We start from the raw sequence: 17,315 nt of genomic DNA, 5'->3' as shown, positions 1-17,315 counted from the left end.
CTCCCGCCGGCCTCATTCCGTGCGGAGCGCGTCGATCGGATCCAGCAGCGAGGCGCGGCGCGCGGGATAGATACCGAAGACGAGGCCGACCGCGGCGGCAATCCCCATCGCCAGGCCCATCGCGGCGAACGACACGCTCACCGGCCACGCCAGCGACCAGCCGATCAGGCGCGAGGCGACGAGGCCCAGCACCAGCCCGATAAGCCCGCCGAGCACCGACAAAGTCACAGCCTCGATCAGGAACTGCATCGCGACATCGCTGGAGCGCGCGCCGCTGGCGACGCGCAGCCCGATCTCACGGGTGCGCTCGGTCACCGAGACGAGCATGATGTTCATGATGCCAATCCCGCCGACGATCAGCGAAACGCCGGCGATCGAGGCGAGCAGCGCCGTCATCGTGTCGCTCGCATGATCGAGCGTGTCGGCCATCTCTTCCAGATTGACCTCGTCCAGCTTGGGCAGGTTGGCGAGCGCGAAGGCGGCGGCGGGCGTGTAGAGGCCCTTGGTCAGCGCCTGCGCGGCCTGCGTCTCGACCGTGAAATCGTCGGGCGAGGTGCCGCTGCCGGCTTGCGCCGACAGATAGCTTTTCGCCGCGCCATTGCCCTGACCGTGGCGCTTGCGGAGCACCTTCTTCACGTCCTCGCCGATGCGCGAGGCTTCGCCGGCCTTGTCGGCGGCAATGACGATTTCCTTGATATTCTGCATGCCGAGCGCGGACTGCAGCTTCTGGTACGGGACGAAGACGGTGTCCTTGTGATCCTCGGACTCGCCCGAGGTGACTCCGACGATCTCGAACACCTGATCGCGGATCTGCATCGATTTGCCGACCGGATTGGAGCCCTTGCCGAACAATTGATCGGCCAGCGCGCGGCCGACGACCGCCTGGCTGCTATTGTCCTCGAACATCTTGCCGGGCTTTAGATCCCAGGAATAGGCATCCGAATATGCAGGGGCGACGCCCTCGATCTTGGCGAAGGCCTTGGTCGCGCCGACCGTGACGCTCGTGCGCGTGCTCAGGCCCGGGCTGATGAACTTGATGCCCTGCACCTCGCTCTTGATCGCGTTCATGTCGGCCAGCGTCAGCGTATCGGCGCCGCCGCTGCCTTCCTCGATGCCGACGCTCGCGCCGCCACGGATATAATTGCCCGAGTGAACGAAGACCAGCTTGGTGCCGGCCGAGCCGACCTCGCCCTCGACCGAGGCGCGCGCGCCCGTGCCGAGCGCGACCATCGTGAGCACCGCAGCGACGCCGATGATCATGCCGAGCATGGTGAGCAACGTCCGCAGCCGGTTACGGCTGAGCGAGCGGAGCGCGAGCCGGATATTGACGGGCATCAGCGCGAACATGGAGACCTCCGATCGGGGCAGGCAGACGTGGAAGGAAAGAAGCGCATCGTCATTCCGATTTCAGCGCGATGACGGGATCGAGCAGCGAGGCGCGGCGCGCGGGGCCGAAGCCGAAGACGATGCCCGTGATCGCCGCCATCGCGACCGCGACGAACAGCATGATCGGCGAGATCGCGGTGGCCGTGTGGAAGCCGTGCTCGGTCACGTAGAGGCCGACCCCGCCCAGCGCGAGACCGATGATCCCGCCGAGCGCCGCCAGCGTGACCGCCTCGACGAGGAACTGGATCATCACGTCCTGCGTGCGCGCGCCGAGCGCCATGCGCAGCCCGATCTCGCGCGTGCGCGCGGCGACCGAGACGAGCATGATGTTCATCACGCCGATCCCGCCGACGAGCAGCGACACCGCCGCGGCACCGCCGAGCAGATAGCCGAAGGTCCGGCCTGCCTGGCGCAGGCTCTTCGCCATCTCTTCCCACGAGGTCTGCTCGAAGCCGACCGAATTGGAATGGACCGCGCGGGCGAGGCGCGGATCGGAGCCCATGCCGGGCAGTGCGCTGTTGCTCTGCGTCTCTGCGCGGAAGTCGTTCGCCCAGCCTTCGCCAAGGCCGTGCATCCGGCGCAGCTCTGCCGTAACCTCCTTGTTGACCTTGGTCGTCACGCCGATCGATTGCGTGCGGATCGTGACCGTGTCGTAGCTGTTGCGGCCGAGCAGTTCGCCCGCCAGCTTGTTCGGGATATAGACGAGCGGCACGACGACCGAGCCGCCTTTCTCCTCGGCACCGCTGACGACGCCGACGACGCGGACCTGCTTGCCACTCATCGGCACGATCTTGTCGATCGCCGACGGCGCATCGGGCCATAGCCGCTTGGCGACGGCGGGGCTGACGAGCATCACCGGCGCGCCGCTGTCATGCTCGCTTGCGCTCGGCATGCGGCCCTCGCGCAGCTTCCAGCCCGTCATTTCGGGCCAGGCGGCATCGAAGCCCGAGACGCGCAGGATCGTGGTCGGCAGGTTCGCGCTCGCATCGAGGCTCGCATTGCCCTGCATCTGCCCGGCGATTGCCTTGACGCCGTCGAGCTTGCCGAGCGCCGCGACCTGCGCGGCGTCGATCGGCGTCGGCGGCGATTTGAACTCGGTCCGCTTGGGCGCTGTGATGCGGCGCCGCGCATCGAGGACCGCCTCGTCCTTGGACAGATCGGCCATCGCGCTGCCGTCACCACCGGCGCCGCTCGTCGTCGCGATGCCTTCGGAGGGCTCGCCGCCGCCGCTGTCCTGCTGGCCGCTATTGTCGATCGCGGACGGCGTGAAATTGCCGGACTTGATCGTGATGCGCGTCGGCCCGGCGCTTTCGATCTGGCTTTCGATGCGCAGCTGCGCGCCGCGGCCGAGCCCCGAGACGATCACGACCATCGCCACGCCCACGCTCATGCCGAGCAAGGTCAGGATCGCCTGAAGCTTGTTCTGCGTGAGCGCCTTCAGCGCCATGCGGAGATTAGTGAGCATGGGTCTTGCCCTTCGCCGGAGCTTCCTTGCCGTAGACCGGGAATTGCGAACGCGGCACTTCGATCAGCTCGGATTCGCCGCGCACGACGCTGCCGATGCGGATCACGCTCTTCGGGTCGTTCGCGGGCTTGCCGTTGCCGGTCCACAGCGTTCCGGTCGGATCGGGCCGCATCGTGATATATTCGGTCTTCTGGCCGGGCCGGTCGATCTCGACCGACACGTCACTGGCGGCCGAGGCGGGCAGGGGCTTGCCCGAGGCATCCATGAAATAGATGCGCGCGCCGCCCTGGGGCGCCAGAACGATCTCGAGATGCGAGGTCTTTGTCGCCTTCATGATGCCCCCGTGCGGGGCTTCGTGGATGACGCCGTTATGGGCGAGCGCAGGCGTCGTGCCGAGGATCAGCGCGGCGAAGGCGAGAAGCGTCTTATTCATGGCGGAGAGCCTCGATGGGATCGAGAAGCGCGGCGCGGCGCGCGGGATAAACGCTGAAGACGATGCCGAGCAAAGCGGCGACGATCAGCGAGACGAAAGCCGACATCGGCGAGATGACGGCGGACCAGGAGAAGAAGCGCTGGAGCCCCCCCGAGGCTAGCACCCCGGTCAGGATCCCCAGCACGCCGCCGATGATGCACAGCAGCAGCGCTTCCAGCACGAACTGCGTCGCGATGTCGCTGCGGCGCGCGCCGAGCGCGATGCGCAGGCCCACCTCGCGCGTCCGCTGCGTCACGGAAAGCAGCAGCAGGTTCATCACGCCGATGCCGCCGACGAGCAGGGAGATCGTCGCGACGCCGGCCAGCATGATCAGCATGATCATGTTGGTCTTCTTGAGCGACGAGGACATCTGCTCGATCGTCAGCCGGTCGATATCCTGCAGATTGCCCGAGATCACGCGGGCGAGCTGCGGCGGAATGCCCTTGCCGATCGCCTGCTGCGCCATCGTCGTGACGGTGAAATCGTCGGGGACTTCCTCGCCGATCTTGTGGCGCTTGCGCAGCAGCAGTTTGACTTGCGTCGAGAGGCGGCTGACGTCGCCGACCGACTTCGCCGAGAGCGAGATCGTGTTGAGCTTGCTGAGGTTGAGGAGCCCGTCGATCGTCTGGACGGGGACATAGACGGCGTCGAACTGGTCGTCGCCGGCGACGGGTGACGATGCCCAGCTGCGGCTGGAGAGGACGCCGATGATCTTGAACGGCTGGTTCCACATCGTCGTCATCTGGCCGACGGGATTGACGCCCTCGCCGAACAACCGATCGGCGACGACCTTGCCGAGCACCATGACCTGAGCCTTCTCCTCGCCATCCTCCTTGGAGAGGAAGCGGCCATGGATCATCGACCAGCCGCTGCGCAGCTCGGGCAGCGCCCATTCCGTGCCATGGTAGCGCGTGAACCACTGCTTGGTCTTGTCGTTCGCGACGAAGATGCGCGCATTTTCGTGGACGCCGGCGACGACATGCTGGACGCCCGCCAGCTCGGCTACGGCGCGTGCATCCTCGACGGTCAGCGTCGCGGCCGATCCGAGGCCCGCGGTCACGTCGCCGAGCCGGTCCTTGGCGGTCGGGTGATCGTGGATCGCGAGCGGATCGTCCTCGAAGTGGCTCGGGATCAGCAGCGCGTCGGCGGGGCTGCGCGCAGGCTCGGCGAGCGCGCCGTCGCTGGTCACATAGCCATAGGGCATCGGGTACAGGATCTGCGCGCCCTGCGGCGCCATGCGATCTTGGAAGATGCGGAAGGGCTGCGCGTTGAGGGCGACCTGTTCGAGCCGGGCGCCAAGCGGCGGCATCGTTCGCAGATAGGGGGGAGCGAGATCGCGCGGATCAAGTGCGCCGGTATGGCCGATATTGCCGTCCGGATCGCTCCGATCCTCCTTGCCCTTGGCATAATTGCCGGCAGTGACGACGATCAGGTTCGCGCCCGCCGCGCGCAGCTGATCCTCGACCGATTCCTGCGCGCCGCGGCCGAGCGCGAGGCTCGTCACGAGCGCGGCGACGCCGACCAGCACGCCGATCATGGCAAGCGCGGTCTGCATCCGGTTCCGGAGCAGCGCCTGGAAGGCGAGGACGACGAAATGGCGACCCGGAATCATGGCTTCGATATTCCGATCAGTTCGCGGTCACCATGATCTGTTCGGGCGCCATCTCGAGCGTCGAGCGCGGCGTGTTCGGCTCGTCCGACAGGATCTTGCCGTCGCGCACCGCGATGATGCGCGTGCCGTAGGCGGCGATATCGGGCTCGTGCGTGATCAGCACGATCGTGATGCCTTTCTCCTCGCGCAGCTCCTGCAGGATCCGCATCACCTCGATCGAGGTCTTGGTGTCGAGATTACCGGTCGGCTCGTCCGCCAGGATCAAAGTCGGCTCGTTGACGAGCGCGCGGGCGATCGCGACGCGCTGTTGCTGGCCGCCCGAAAGCTGGTTCGGATGGTGATCGTAACGATCCTGCAGGCCCATCGCGGTGAGCGCCTTCATCGCCCGCTCGCGCCGCTCGGCTGCCGGCATCACCGGGCGGGTGTAGAGCAGGGGCACCTCTACATTCTCGACCGCGGTCGTGCGCGGCAGCAGATTGAAGCCCTGGAAGACGAAGCCGATCTGCTTGTTGCGGATGTCGGCGAGCTCGTCGCGCGGCAGCGACGACACATCCTTGCCGTTGAGCATATATTTGCCCTCGGTCGGGCGATCGAGGCAGCCGAGGATGTGCATCATCGTCGACTTGCCCGAACCGGACGGCCCGGTGATCGCGACGAATTCGCCCTGCGCGATATCGAGCGTAACCCCGGCAAGTGCCTGGACGATATTGTCGCCCAATTTGTAGGTCTTCTTGAGCCCTTGCAGTGAAATGATCGACATGAGCGTACCTGCCTGGAAGGAGAGGAAAAGTGAGGCCTAGTTCTTCTTGGCCGGGGGCGGGGTGGCGGCAATCGGGCCGTTGAGACCTGCATAATTGTAGAGCACGGCGACGACCGACTTCTCGGCGCCGGCCATGCCGTAGACCTTGCCCGCACCTTCGATGACATAATATTCGTTGGCGGCGTGGGCATTGCCGCCGCTGCCGAGCATGCCGCCGACGATCGGGATGTCGAACGGCGCGCCATTGCCGGCGAACAGATAGGCCGGCCAATAGCCGCCGCCGATACTCTCGATCGCCGTGATCGGTGCATGGCCGATGCCGAACTGGTCGAACGCGGCGTAGACCGAGCGACCGATCTCGTTGTCCGTGCTGCGCTTGGCCCAGGGCACGTCGCCGACGATGTTGATCTCGACATCCTTGTAGCCCAGCTGATCGAGATATTTGCGCAGCTTGGCGACGATGTCGGGCCCCGTCATGTTGGGGACGTAGCGGAAATTGTGCTTCGAGGTGATCTTGTTGGGCAGGATCGCACCGGAGCCGCCGGCGAACATGTTGCCGCCCCAGATGCCGTCGAGGTTCATCGACGTGCCGTAGCGCGCCATCTTGAGCATCTCATAGGGATCGTCCGAGGTGAAGCGGGCGACGCCGAGGCCCTCGGCCGCCTTCTTCATGTCGACGCCCTTGGCCTGGGCGTGCAGCTCGGCATCCTTCTCGGGCGTCAGCGGCACGATATTGTCGTAGAAGCCGGGGATCATCACCTTGTTGCCGCTGGCATCGGTCAGCTTCGAGAGCATCTGGATGTGGCGCCAGGCGGGGCTGTCGACCGAGCGCTTGTTGCCGCCGTGAATGTCCGAATAGACCGGGCCGCGCCCCCAGCTCTTGCCGCTCGTCGTCAGCTCGACGAACACGCAGCCTTCGGAGCCCGACAGCACGAAGCCAGAGCCGCCCTGCTGGAAGCCGAACGTGTACATCGCGTCGGCGCCCTTCATCAGCTCGGGATGCGAGGTAACGAACTTGTTGTAGCCGATGTCCATCCGCTCCTCGTCGCCCTCGGCAACGAAGATGAGGTTGACGGGCAATTTGCCGGTGACCGCCTTGATCGACATCAAAGCGTTCAGCATCGACATTTCGGGGCCTTTGGAGTTGACCGCGCCGCGGCCGATCAACACCTTCTTGTAGGGCGCCTGTTCGACGAGGCGGCCTTCGAACGGCGGCGCCTTCCACAGATCCGGCTGGGTGACCGGCATCGTATCGTACATCCAGTAGATGACGAGCGTCTTCTTCGCGCCTTCGTTGCAATTGGCATAGACGACAGGGTTGCCCTGCTGGCCCCACTTGGTCTTGCCGACGTCATAGACCTGCGTCTTCTGGCAGCCGAGCTGGTCGAAGAAGCCCTTCACCATCTCCGCCGATTCCTGGATACCTTCGCCGGTATTCGAGATCGACGGCTGCTGGATCCACTTCTGCAGGTTGTTCACATGCTCGTCGATGTGGCTGTCGATATAATCGTAGATCTTCGGCAGATCCGCATTGTGGATCATCGCCTTGTCGATCTTGACCGTCTCGTCGCCCTGCGGACGGATGCCGAGCTTGGGCGCGGTGCTCTCCCGCGCGGCGGTGGCGTTGCCGCCTTCGCTGCCTTTGCCGCAGGCGACGAGCGCCAGCGACAAGGTCATCAGCGAGACGAGCGAGACGGTCTTGTTCTTCACGATCCGGAGCCTGCCTTCTGTGCGGTGGGAGCGGGTGGGGCGGGCGCCGCGATCGGGCCGTTGAGCCCCGCGAAGCTGTAGAGCGCGGTCGCGACGAGCTTCTCGCCGCTGGCCATGCCCATCTGCTTGCCCGAACCCTCGATCGCATACCACTCGTTGGCGGCATGCGCGTTGCCGCCGGCGCCGCCATAAGCCGCGCTGATCGGCAGATCGATGTTCGTCTCTTTGCCTGCAAAGACATAGGCCGGCCAGTAACCACCGCCGCCGCCGGCGAACGCCATGCCGCCGCTGCCGCCGAAGATGCTCCGGCTATAGGCGTTCGACTTGGCGAGATCGTTATTTTGGTCGCGGATCGCCCAAGGCACGTCGCCGACGACGTTGATCTGGACGTCCGTGTAGCCGAGCTGATCGAGATATTTGCGCAGCTTGGCGACGATGTCCGGCCCCGTCATGTTCGGCTGGTAGCGGAAATTGTGCTTGGACGTGATCTTGTTGGGCAGGATCGCCCCAGAGCCGCCCGCGAACATGTTGCCGCCCCAGATGCCGTCGAGGTTCATCGACGTGCCCGTGCGCAGCATCTTGAGCACGGTATAGGGATCGTCCGAGATGAAGCGGGTGATGCCGAGATTCTTCGCAGCCTTCTTCAGGTCATAGCCTGCTGCCGCCTTGCGCAGCCCGGCCTCGGTTTCCTTCGTCGGAGGAAGGAGATCGTCGTAGAAACCGGGGATCGCGACCTTGTTGCCCCCATCCGTGGTCAGCTTCGACAGCATCTCGATATGGCGCCACGCCGGGCTGTCGACGGCGAGCTTGAACGCGCCGTGGATGTCCGAATAATCCGGGCCGCGGCCCCATTTGTTGCCACTCGTCGTCAACTCGACGAACACGCAGCCTTCGGAACCGCCCGGACCCCAGACGCCGTCGGCGCCCTTGAACAGGTCCATATGCTCGGACATGAACTTGTTGAGGCCGATGTCCATCCGCTCCTCGTCACCCTCGGCGACGAAGATGAGATTGACCGGCAGCTTCCCCGTGACGGCCTTGATCGACATGACCGCGTTGAGGAACGTCATCTCCGGACCCTTGGAGTTGGTCGCTCCGCGGCCGATCAACACTTTCTTGAACGGCGCCTGCTCGACGAGGCGGCCCTCGAACGGCGGCGCCTTCCACAGATCGGGCTGCGTCACCGGCATCGTGTCATATTGCCAATAGACGATCAGCGTCTTCTTCGCGCCCTCGTCGCACTTGGCATAGACGACCGGATTGGCCTGCGATCCCCACTTGGTCTTGCCGGGTTCGAAGACCTGCGTCTTCTGGCAGCCGAGCTGATCGTAGAAGCCCTTTACCATCTCGGCCGATTCCTGAATACCTTCGCCTGTATTCGAGATCGACGGCTGCTGGATCCACTTCTGCAGGTTCACGACATGATCGTCGATATGCTTGTCGATATAGTCGAACACCTTCGGAAGATCGGCATTCTTGATCTTCGTCATGTCCGGCTTGACGGTCTCGTCGCCATAGGGACGGATGCCGAGCTTGGGTGCGCTATCCTTGGCGGCGGTGGCGTTGCCGCCCCCGTCGCTCTTGCCGCAGGCGGAAAGAGCGAGGCCGAGGGCCATCACCGAAACGAGCGATACGAACTTCATTATGAGCCACCTCCATCACCGGCGCTTGTCTTCTCTTTGACCGGAACCGGGCCGTTGAGCCCCGCATAGGTATAAAGCGCGGTCGCGACGATCTTCTCGGCCGTCGCCATGCCGAACTGCTTGCCGGCGCCTTCGATGACGTACCATTCGTTGGCGGCGTGGCTGTTGCCGCCGGTGCCGCCGCGCGCCGAGCTGATCGGCAGATCGATGTTCGTCTCCTGCCCCGAGAACAGATAGGCCGGCCAGTAGGCGCCCGTGCCGCCCGCGGAGACGGGCTTCGTGAAGATCTCCGTCGCATAGGCATTCGCGCGTGCGAGATCGTTATTTCTGTCGCGCACCGCCCACGGCACATCGCCGACGAGGTTGATCTCGACGTCCGAATAACCGAGCTTGTCCAGATATTTGCGCAGCTTGGCGACGATGTCCGGCCCATGCATGTTGGGCATGTAGCGGAAATTGTGCTTCGAGATGATCTGGTTGGGCAGGATCGCGCCCGATCCGCCTGCGAACATGTTACCGCCCCAGATGCCGTCGATGTTCATCGACGTGCCGGTGCGGGCCATCTTGAGTTGCGTATAGGGATCGTCCGAGATGAAGCGCGCGACGCCCAGCCGCTCGGCGGCCTTCTTCAGATCGTAGGTCTCGGCGGTCTTGCGCAGGCCCGCCTCGGTCTCCGGGCTGTTCGGCAGCAGATTGTCGTAGAAGCCCGGGATCAGCACGGTGTTGCCGTCGGCCGAGACCAGCTTCGAGAGCATCTGGATGTGGCGCCAGGCCGGGCTGTCGACCGAGCGCTTGTTGCCGCCGTGAATGTCCGAATAGACCGGGCCGCGGCCCCACTTGGCACCGCTCGTCTTCAGCTCGACGAACACGCAGCCTTCCGAGCCGCCCGGGCCCCAGACGCCGTCGGCGCCCTTGAACATGTCCATGTGCGTCGTCATGAACTTGTTGAGGCCGATATCCATCCGCTCCTCGTCATTCTCGACGACGAAGATCAGATTGACGGGCAGCTTGCCCGTCACCGCCTTGATCGACATCAGGGCGTTCAGGAAGGTCATCTCCGGACCCTTGGAGTTGGTCGCGCCGCGCCCGATCAGCACCTTTTTGAAAGGCGCCTGCTCGACGAGCCGGCCCTCGAACGGCGGTGCCTTCCACAGATCCGGCTGCGTCACCGGCATCGTATCGCCTTGCCAGTAAACGATCAGCGTCTTCTTCGCACCCTCGTCGCACTTGCCGTAGATGACCGGATTGCCCTGCGTGCCGTACTTGGTCTTGCCGACGTCGAAGACCTGCGTCTTCTGGCAACCGAGCTGATCGAGGAAGCCCTTCACCATCTCGGCATTTTCCTGAATACCTTCGCCGGTATTCGAGATGCTGGGCTGCTGGATCCACTTCTGCAGATTGACGACATGTTCGTCGATATTCTTGTCGATATAGTCGAAGACCTTGGGAAGATCGGGATTCTTGATCTTCGCCATGTCGGGACCGATCGTCTCGTCACCGCTGGGGCGGATGCCGAGCTTGGGTCCGGCGGTCTCGGCGCTCGCGGTCGTCGTATTGGCGCCGCCGCCGCTCTTGCCGCAGGCGGCGAGCGCGAGGGCGAGCGTGATCGCCGAGACGAGGGGGACGAATTTCTTCATAATCAGGACCCTCCGTCCGCGCCGTTGGCTTTTTCGGTCTTGACCGGGATCGGGCCGTTCAGCCCAGCATAGACATAGAGCGCGGTCGCGACCATTTTCTCGGCGGTCGCCATGCCGAACTGCTTGCCGGCGCCTTCGATGACATACCATTCGTTGGCCGCATGCGCGTTGCCGCCGGTGCCGCCGCGGACCGCCGCGATCGGCAGATCGATGTTCGTCTCCTTGCCGGAGAAGAGGTAAGCCGGCCAATAGGCGCCGCTTCCGCCGGGCGTCAGCGGCTTGGTGAAGATGTCCTGCGCATAGGTCATCGCCCGCGCCTGATCGTTGTTCCGATCGCGGATCGCCCAAGGCACATCGCCGATGAGATTGATCTCGACATCCTTGTAGCCGAGCTGATCGAGATATTTGCGGACCTTCGCGACGAGATCGGGCCCGTCCATGTTCGGCACGTAGCGGAAAGCGTGCTTGGAGATGATCTGGTTGGGCAGGATCGCGCCGGAGCCGCCGGCGAACATGTTGCCGCCCCAGATGCCGTCGAGGTTCATCGACGTACCCGTCCGCTGCATCTTCAGCTGCGTATAGGGATCGTCCGAGATGAAGCGGGCGACGCCCAGATTCTTGGCCGCGCGCTTCAGGTCATAGGTCTCGGCGGTCTTGCGCAGCGCCGCTTCGGTCTCCGGGCTGTTGGGCACGATATTGTCGTAGAAGCCCGGGATCAGGACGGTGTTGCCATCCTCGGATACCAGCTTCGAGAGCATCTGGATGTGGCGCCAGGCCGGCGAATCCACCGAGCGCTTGTTGCCGCCATGGATGTCCGAATAGACCGGGCCGCGACCCCAGCTCTTGCCGCTCGTCTTAAGCTCGAAGAACACGCAGCCCTCCGAACCGCCGCCGCCCCAGACGCCGTCGGCGCCCTTGAACATGTCCATGTGCGTGGTCATGAACTTGTTAAGGCCGATATCCATCCGCTCCTCGTCATGCTCGACGACGAAGATCAGATTTACGGGCAGCTTCCCCGTCACTGCCTTGATCGACATGAGCGCGTTGAGGAAGGTCATCTCCGGGCCCTTGGAGTTGATCGCGCCTCGGCCGATCAGCACCTTCTTGAACGGGGCCTGCTCGACGAGGCGACCCTCGAACGGCGGCGCCTTCCACAGATCCGGCTGCGTCACCGGCATCGTATCGCCTTGCCAATAGACGATCAGCGTCTTCTTCGCCCCCTCGTCGCACTTGCCGTAGACGACCGGATTGCCCTGCGTGCCATATTTGGTCTTGCCGACATCGAAGACCTGCGTCTTCTGGCAGCCGAGCTGATCAAGGAAACCCTTCACCATTTCGGCCGATTCCTGAATACCTTCGCCGGTATTCGAAATCGACGGCTGCTGGATCCACTTCTGCAAGTTCACGACATGCTCGTCGATATGCTTGTCGATATAGTCGAACACCTTGGGGAGGTCGGCATTTTTGATCTTCGACATGTCGGGGCCGACCGTCTCGTCACCGCTCGGGCGGATGCCGAGTTTCGGTCCGGCGCTCTCGGCGCTCGCGGTCGTCGTGTTGGCGCCGTCGCCGCTCTTGCCGCAGGCGGCGAGCGCGAGGGCCAGGGCCGCCGTGCCGGCGATCCTCGAGATCGTCTTCATGCGTGGAGTCGTGGTCATGACAGTCATTCTCCGCTGCCGACACCCGGCTGGGTTGGATTGAATTCGATCGAGCCGCTGGGGGCCGAAGAGCTGCGCGACACCGCCCCGTTGGCGGCGCTGGCCGCGCGGAGGCCCGAGCGCGAGGACCGGAAACGAGCCGCCACCCGGCGATGCGAAAGCAAAGGGGCGGTGCGGCGATTCACGATCAGGCGCGCCGCGATCCGAACGCGGAGCCGGACATCCGGCCACGGAGCGCCGCGAGGCGATATGGTGTTGGCAGCGCGCGCGACATCAGACCCCCCTCGTCAGAGCTTCACGCCTTTCGATATCCCCGTCGCCCTCGAAGGGCGCTTCCCCACGCCGATGGCCATCGCGAACGCGGCCAGGCTTTTTTCCCGTAACCCGATGGTAACGGGAATCAGCTTGCGGTTCCCGGCTTATTTGATCGGCCAGACGTTAACGGGATGGAACTTTCCAACATTGGAGGCATCCCCGCGTCGATTCCCGTCACAAACCTTTTCGATCGTTTCGTAAGGTGAATCGTTGCGGCCGTTTGGCGAAGCTTATCGGCGCGAATGGCCGCAAAACGGCCGCTTAGGGCCTATCGCGGCAGATGCCGCTCGCGCGGCTGCACGATCTCCGTCACGAAATCGATCGCCGCCGCCCAGCTGCGCGTGCCGGGTGCGATTTCCTCGACATGCGCTTCGTCCTCGATAGCGATACGGCGGATCCCGGCGTTGTGGACGCGCGTGACATAGGCCTCCGCCGCGGCCGGCGGTGCGATGCCGTCCAGTTCGCCGTTGATCAGCCGGATCGGGATGGCGGGCTGGGCAAGCCGCGCCGGCGACGTGTCCGTGAACAGATCGCGCCGCCCCGTTCCGCCATCGATGAGGCGGGCGACGGCGTTCGGGCCGCACGTGTCGCCCGGCGGTGCCGATGCGACTTCCAGATCGGGCAGCCCGCCGAGGCTGACCGCGCCTGCGATCCGCAGCGGGGCCGGCGCGCGCAGCGCGCTTCGCGCGGGGATGCCGCGCCGCGCCGCCAGTCAGAGCGCGAGATGCCCGCCCGCCGAATGGCCGAGCACGACGACGCGGTCCGTCCTCAGGCCATAGCGCGCGCCGATGCGGCCCAGCAGATCGGACCCGGCGGCGATATCGAGAAAGGTGCCGGGATAGCCGCCGCCCGGCCGATCGACACCCCGATATTCGACGTTCCACACCGCGATGCCACGCCGGCGCAGATCGTCCGCCGCCCAGTCCATGATATCCGCGGTCGCGACATCGGTCCGCCAGCAGCCGCCATGGATCATCACGACGACGGGGAAGGGGCCTCGCCCGCGCGGCCGCCACAGATCGACATGTTGCAGCCGATCGCGGCCATAAGCGATCGACGCGTCGGCCTTCGGGCGCGGCCGGCCGAGCAGATCGTCCCAGTCCATGATCCGCGCGGCGGCGGCGCTGCCCGCCGCGAGGCCGAGCGCAACGGACAGCATGGCAAATGCGCGGCGGATCATTTCATGATCTTGGCGAGGCCGCGCGACAGCTGCAATGCGCCATTGAGCCGGTTCTCTGCGTTGGGCCAATCGCGCTGGATGACGAGCTTGCTGTCGGGACGCAGCCGCGCCGTGCCCTTCAGCTTGCCGACATAGGCGATCAGCCCCTCCAGATCGGGGAAATGATCCTCGAAGAAGGTGACGAGCGCGCCCTTCGGGCCGACATCGAGCTTGGCGATGCAGGCCTTGCGGCAGTTGAGCTTGGTTTCCATCACCGTCAGCAGATTCTGCGTCGCGTCGGGCAGCGGCCCGAAGCGATCGATCATCTCGGCGGCGAACGCCTCGATCCCACCCTTGTCGTCGAGCTCGTTGAGGCGACGATAGAGCCCCATCCGCAGATCCAGATCGGGGACATATTCGTCGGGGATCATCAGCGGCGCGTCGACGCTGATCTGCGGCGAGAATTCCTTCGAGCGTAGCGCCTCGGCGAGGCCGCCGGCCTTTGCGTCCATGATCGCCTCTTCCAGCATCGACTGGTAGAGTTCGAAGCCGACCTCCTTGATATGCCCCGATTGCTCGTCGCCGAGCAGATTGCCCGCGCCGCGAATGTCGAGATCGTGGCTGGCGAGCTGGAAGCCTGCGCCGAGCGTGTCGAGGTTCGACAGGATGTGGAGCCGCTTGGCGGCGGTCTCGGTGATCTGGCGGTTGGGTGGCGTCGTCAGATAGGCATAAGCGCGCGTCTTCGCCCGACCCACGCGACCGCGGATCTGATAGAGCTGCGCCAGCCCGAAGCGATCCGCGCGGTGGACGATCATCGTGTTGGCGGACGGGATGTCCAGCCCGCTCTCGATGATCGTCGTCGAGACGAGCACCTCGAACTTCTTGTCGTAGAAAGCGGACATCCGCTCCTCGACCTCGCCCGCCGCCATCTGCCCGTGCGCGACGACGTAGCGGACTTCGGGGACTTCCTTGCGCAGGAACTCCTCGATGTCGGGCAGGTCGGCGACGCGCGGGGCGATGAAGAAGCTCTGCCCCCCGCGATAATGTTCGCGCAGCAAAGCCTCGCGGATCACGACCGGATCCCACGGCGCCACATAGGTGCGCACGGCAAGGCGATCGACCGGCGGGGTCTGCAGCACCGACAGTTCGCGCAGGCCCGACATCGCCATCTGCAATGTTCGCGGAATCGGCGTCGCGGTGAGCGTCAGCTGGTGGACGTCGGTCTTGAGCGCCTTCAACCGCTCCTTGTGGACGACGCCGAAGCGCTGCTCCTCATCGACGACGACGAGACCCAGGCGCTTGAATTCGATCCCCTTGGCGAGGACGGCGTGCGTGCCGATGACGATGTCGATCGTGCCGTCGGCGAGCCCCTCTTTCGTGCGCTTCGCCTCAGCGGCGGGAACGAGGCGGGAGAGGCGACCGATGTTGATCGGGAAGCCGCGGAAGCGCTCTTGGAACGAGCTGTAATGCTGGCGGGCGAGCAGGGTCGTCGGGCAGACGATCGTCACCTGGAAGCCGGCCATCGCCGCGACGAAGGCGGCGCGCAGCGCGATCTCTGTCTTGCCGAAGCCGACATCGCCGCAGACGAGCCGGTCCATCGGCTTGCCCGCAGCGAGATCGTCGAGCACATCGCCGATCGCGCGATCCTGATCGTCGGTCTCCTGATACGGAAAGCGATCGACGAAGGCGTTGTAGGCGGCGTCGGGTTGCGCGATGTCGGCGGCGCGCAACGCGCGCAGCGCGGCGGTGGCGATGAGCTCGCCCGCAATCTCGCGGATCCGCTCCTTCATCTTCGATTTGCGGCGCTGCCACGCCTCGCCGCCAAGCCGATCGAGCGACGCGCCTTCCTCGGAGCCGTAGCGCGACAGGACTTCGAGATTCTCGACGGGGACGTAGAGCTTGTCGCCGCCGGCATAGGAAAGCGCGACGCAATCGTGCGGCACCTTCGAAACCGGGATCTGCGTCAGCCCCTCATATTTGCCGATGCCGTGATCGGCATGGACGACGAGGTCGCCGGGCGAAAGCGTCGCCAGTTCGGCGAGAAACGCGTCGGTCGACTTGCGCCTTTTCTGGCGGCGGACGAGCCGGTCGCCCAGCATGTCCTGTTCGGTCAGCAGCGCGACATCGGGCGTCGTGAAACCGTGATCGAGCGGCAGCACCGCGAGCGCGGTCGTGCCGGGCTTGAAGGCGCGGCCGAGCGCATCCTGCCAGTCATCCGCGAACATCGCGGAGTCGAGGCCGTGATCGGCGAGCAGGCCCTTCAGCCGCTCGCGCGCGCCGGCCGAATAGCTGGCAAGCACGACCTTGCGCTTGGTCATGGCGAGCTTGCCGAGATGCTCGACCACCGCATCGTAGACGTTGGCGTTCTGCGCGCGCTCGGGTGCGAAATCGCGCGCGGGATCGACGCCGAAATCGATCACGCGATCGCTCTCGGGCTCATGGAACGGCGTGACGAGGTGGATCGGGCGGTCTGCGACCGTCTCGGTCCATTCGCGCTGCATCAGGTACAGATCGGACGGCGCGAGCGGGCGATAGCTGCCCGGATCCGACTTGAGCGCGCGAACGCGATTCTCGTGATAGTCGAGCACCGCGGCGAACCGCGCCTCGGCCGCGCCGTCCGCGCCATGATCGCGGACGATCAGGTCATCGGGCGAGAGATGGTCGAAGAGGCTGGACAGCTTCTCCTCGAACATCGGCAGCCAATGCTCCATGCCCGAGAGGCGGCGTCCTTCGGAGACGGCCTGGTACAGCGGGTCGCCGGTGGCGTTGGCGCCGAACTTCTCGCGATAGCGCGTGCGGAAGCGCTTGATGCTCTCGGCGTCGAGCAGAGCTTCGGAGGCGGGGAGCAGGGTGAAGCCCTCGATCCGCGCTGTCGTCCTTTGGTCGTCCGCCGAGAACTGGCGCAGGCTCTCGATCTCGTCGCCGAAGAAGTCGAGGCGGAGCGCGCGACTTTCGCCCGACGGAAACAGATCGACGAGCCCGCCGCGCACCGCATATTCGCCGGCTTCGTGCACCGTATCGGTGCGGACATAGCCGTTCGCCTGCAGCAATTCGGCGAGCGCATCGCGATCGATCCGCTCGCCCGGCGCGAGCGTCGCCGCGAGCTGGCGGATGCGGAACGGCGTCAGCGTCCGCTGCGTGATTGCGTTCACTGTGGTGACAAGCAGCTGCGGCGCCGTCACCTTGTGCTGGAGCATGTGGAGCGCGGCCAGCCGCTCCGACGTCGCGCGCAGCGAGGGCGAGGCGCGGTCATAGGCCAGACAGTCCCAGGCCGGGAAGGTGATCGTCTCGACCTCGGGCGCGAAGAAGCGCGCGGCCTCCGCCACCGCGCGCATCCCGATCTCGTCGGGAGCGACGAAGACGGCGCGGCCGCCCTTGCCGTTCTTGACCGCGGCGCGCGCGAGATCGGCCATCAGCCAGGGGAGGAAGCCCGTCGGCGCGCCCGCGAGCGTCAGCGCCTCGCCGGCTTTCAGGATGCGCGATACATCGGCCATGCGC

At 65.2% G+C, this 17,315-nt stretch carries 12 protein-coding genes; 1 reads left to right on the top strand and 11 read right to left on the bottom strand.

Going from position 1 to position 17,315, the window contains the following annotated elements:
- Positions 1-12: 12 nt before the first annotated feature.
- Genes Q4F19_RS02445 through Q4F19_RS02405 form a run of 9 tightly spaced genes read right to left on the bottom strand, consistent with a single transcriptional unit; the run spans position 13 to position 12,343 of the window.
- Positions 13-1,347: an ABC transporter permease gene (locus tag Q4F19_RS02445; RefSeq protein ID WP_303539546.1), complete on the bottom strand. Its 1,335-nt coding sequence runs from the start codon at positions 1,345-1,347 to the stop codon at positions 13-15.
- Between the two features lie 49 nt (positions 1,348-1,396).
- On the bottom strand, positions 1,397-2,851 hold the full coding sequence (locus tag Q4F19_RS02440; protein WP_303539545.1) for an ABC transporter permease: 1,455 nt from the start codon (positions 2,849-2,851) through the stop codon (positions 1,397-1,399).
- Positions 2,841-3,284: a hypothetical protein gene (locus Q4F19_RS02435; RefSeq protein ID WP_303539544.1), complete on the bottom strand. Its 444-nt coding sequence runs from the start codon at positions 3,282-3,284 to the stop codon at positions 2,841-2,843. Before Q4F19_RS02435 ends, Q4F19_RS02440 begins: the two co-directional genes overlap by 11 nt.
- Complete coding sequence (locus Q4F19_RS02430; protein WP_303539543.1) at positions 3,277-4,935, bottom strand: ABC transporter permease; 1,659 nt, start codon at positions 4,933-4,935, stop codon at positions 3,277-3,279. The genes Q4F19_RS02435 and Q4F19_RS02430 overlap by 8 nt, the downstream gene beginning before the upstream one ends.
- 16 nt (positions 4,936-4,951) lie before the next feature.
- Positions 4,952-5,695, bottom strand: a complete 744-nt coding sequence (locus Q4F19_RS02425; protein WP_303539542.1) for an ABC transporter ATP-binding protein — start codon at positions 5,693-5,695, stop codon at positions 4,952-4,954.
- Between the two features lie 36 nt (positions 5,696-5,731).
- A complete protein-coding gene (locus tag Q4F19_RS02420) occupies positions 5,732-7,405 on the bottom strand; it encodes a M20/M25/M40 family metallo-hydrolase (protein ID WP_303539541.1) in 1,674 nt (557 codons plus the stop codon).
- Positions 7,402-9,048: a M20/M25/M40 family metallo-hydrolase gene (locus Q4F19_RS02415; protein WP_303539540.1), complete on the bottom strand. Its 1,647-nt coding sequence runs from the start codon at positions 9,046-9,048 to the stop codon at positions 7,402-7,404. The genes Q4F19_RS02420 and Q4F19_RS02415 overlap by 4 nt, the downstream gene beginning before the upstream one ends.
- On the bottom strand, positions 9,048-10,685 hold the full coding sequence (locus tag Q4F19_RS02410) for a M20/M25/M40 family metallo-hydrolase (RefSeq protein WP_303539539.1): 1,638 nt from the start codon (positions 10,683-10,685) through the stop codon (positions 9,048-9,050). Before Q4F19_RS02410 ends, Q4F19_RS02415 begins: the two co-directional genes overlap by 1 nt.
- A 2-nt stretch (positions 10,686-10,687) precedes the next feature.
- On the bottom strand, positions 10,688-12,343 hold the full coding sequence (locus Q4F19_RS02405; RefSeq protein WP_303539538.1) for a M20/M25/M40 family metallo-hydrolase: 1,656 nt from the start codon (positions 12,341-12,343) through the stop codon (positions 10,688-10,690).
- Positions 12,344-12,382: 39 nt separating this feature from the next.
- Here Q4F19_RS02405 and Q4F19_RS02400 point away from each other — a divergent pair, with 39 nt between their 5' ends.
- Positions 12,383-12,859 carry a hypothetical protein gene (locus Q4F19_RS02400; protein ID WP_303539537.1) on the top strand — a complete coding sequence of 159 codons (477 nt, stop codon included), beginning with the start codon at positions 12,383-12,385 and terminating at the stop codon, positions 12,857-12,859.
- A gap of 511 nt (positions 12,860-13,370) precedes the next feature.
- Here the strand turns inward: Q4F19_RS02400 and Q4F19_RS02395 are convergent.
- Together Q4F19_RS02395 and mfd are read right to left on the bottom strand one after the other, a co-directional pair.
- The gene (locus Q4F19_RS02395) at positions 13,371-13,838 is read right to left on the bottom strand and encodes an alpha/beta hydrolase (protein ID WP_303539536.1); all 468 of its coding nucleotides are present in this window, start codon (positions 13,836-13,838) and stop codon (positions 13,371-13,373) included.
- Positions 13,835-17,311, bottom strand: coding sequence for a transcription-repair coupling factor (gene mfd / locus Q4F19_RS02390; RefSeq protein ID WP_303539535.1), 3,477 nt, complete (start codon positions 17,309-17,311; stop codon positions 13,835-13,837). Before mfd ends, Q4F19_RS02395 begins: the two co-directional genes overlap by 4 nt.
- Between the last annotated feature and the right edge of the window lie 4 nt (positions 17,312-17,315).

The organism is Sphingomonas natans (genome assembly GCF_030546695.1).
Taxonomy (GTDB): domain Bacteria; phylum Pseudomonadota; class Alphaproteobacteria; order Sphingomonadales; family Sphingomonadaceae; genus Sphingomonas_I; species Sphingomonas_I natans.
This window is presented reverse-complemented; position numbering and strand designations above follow the sequence as displayed.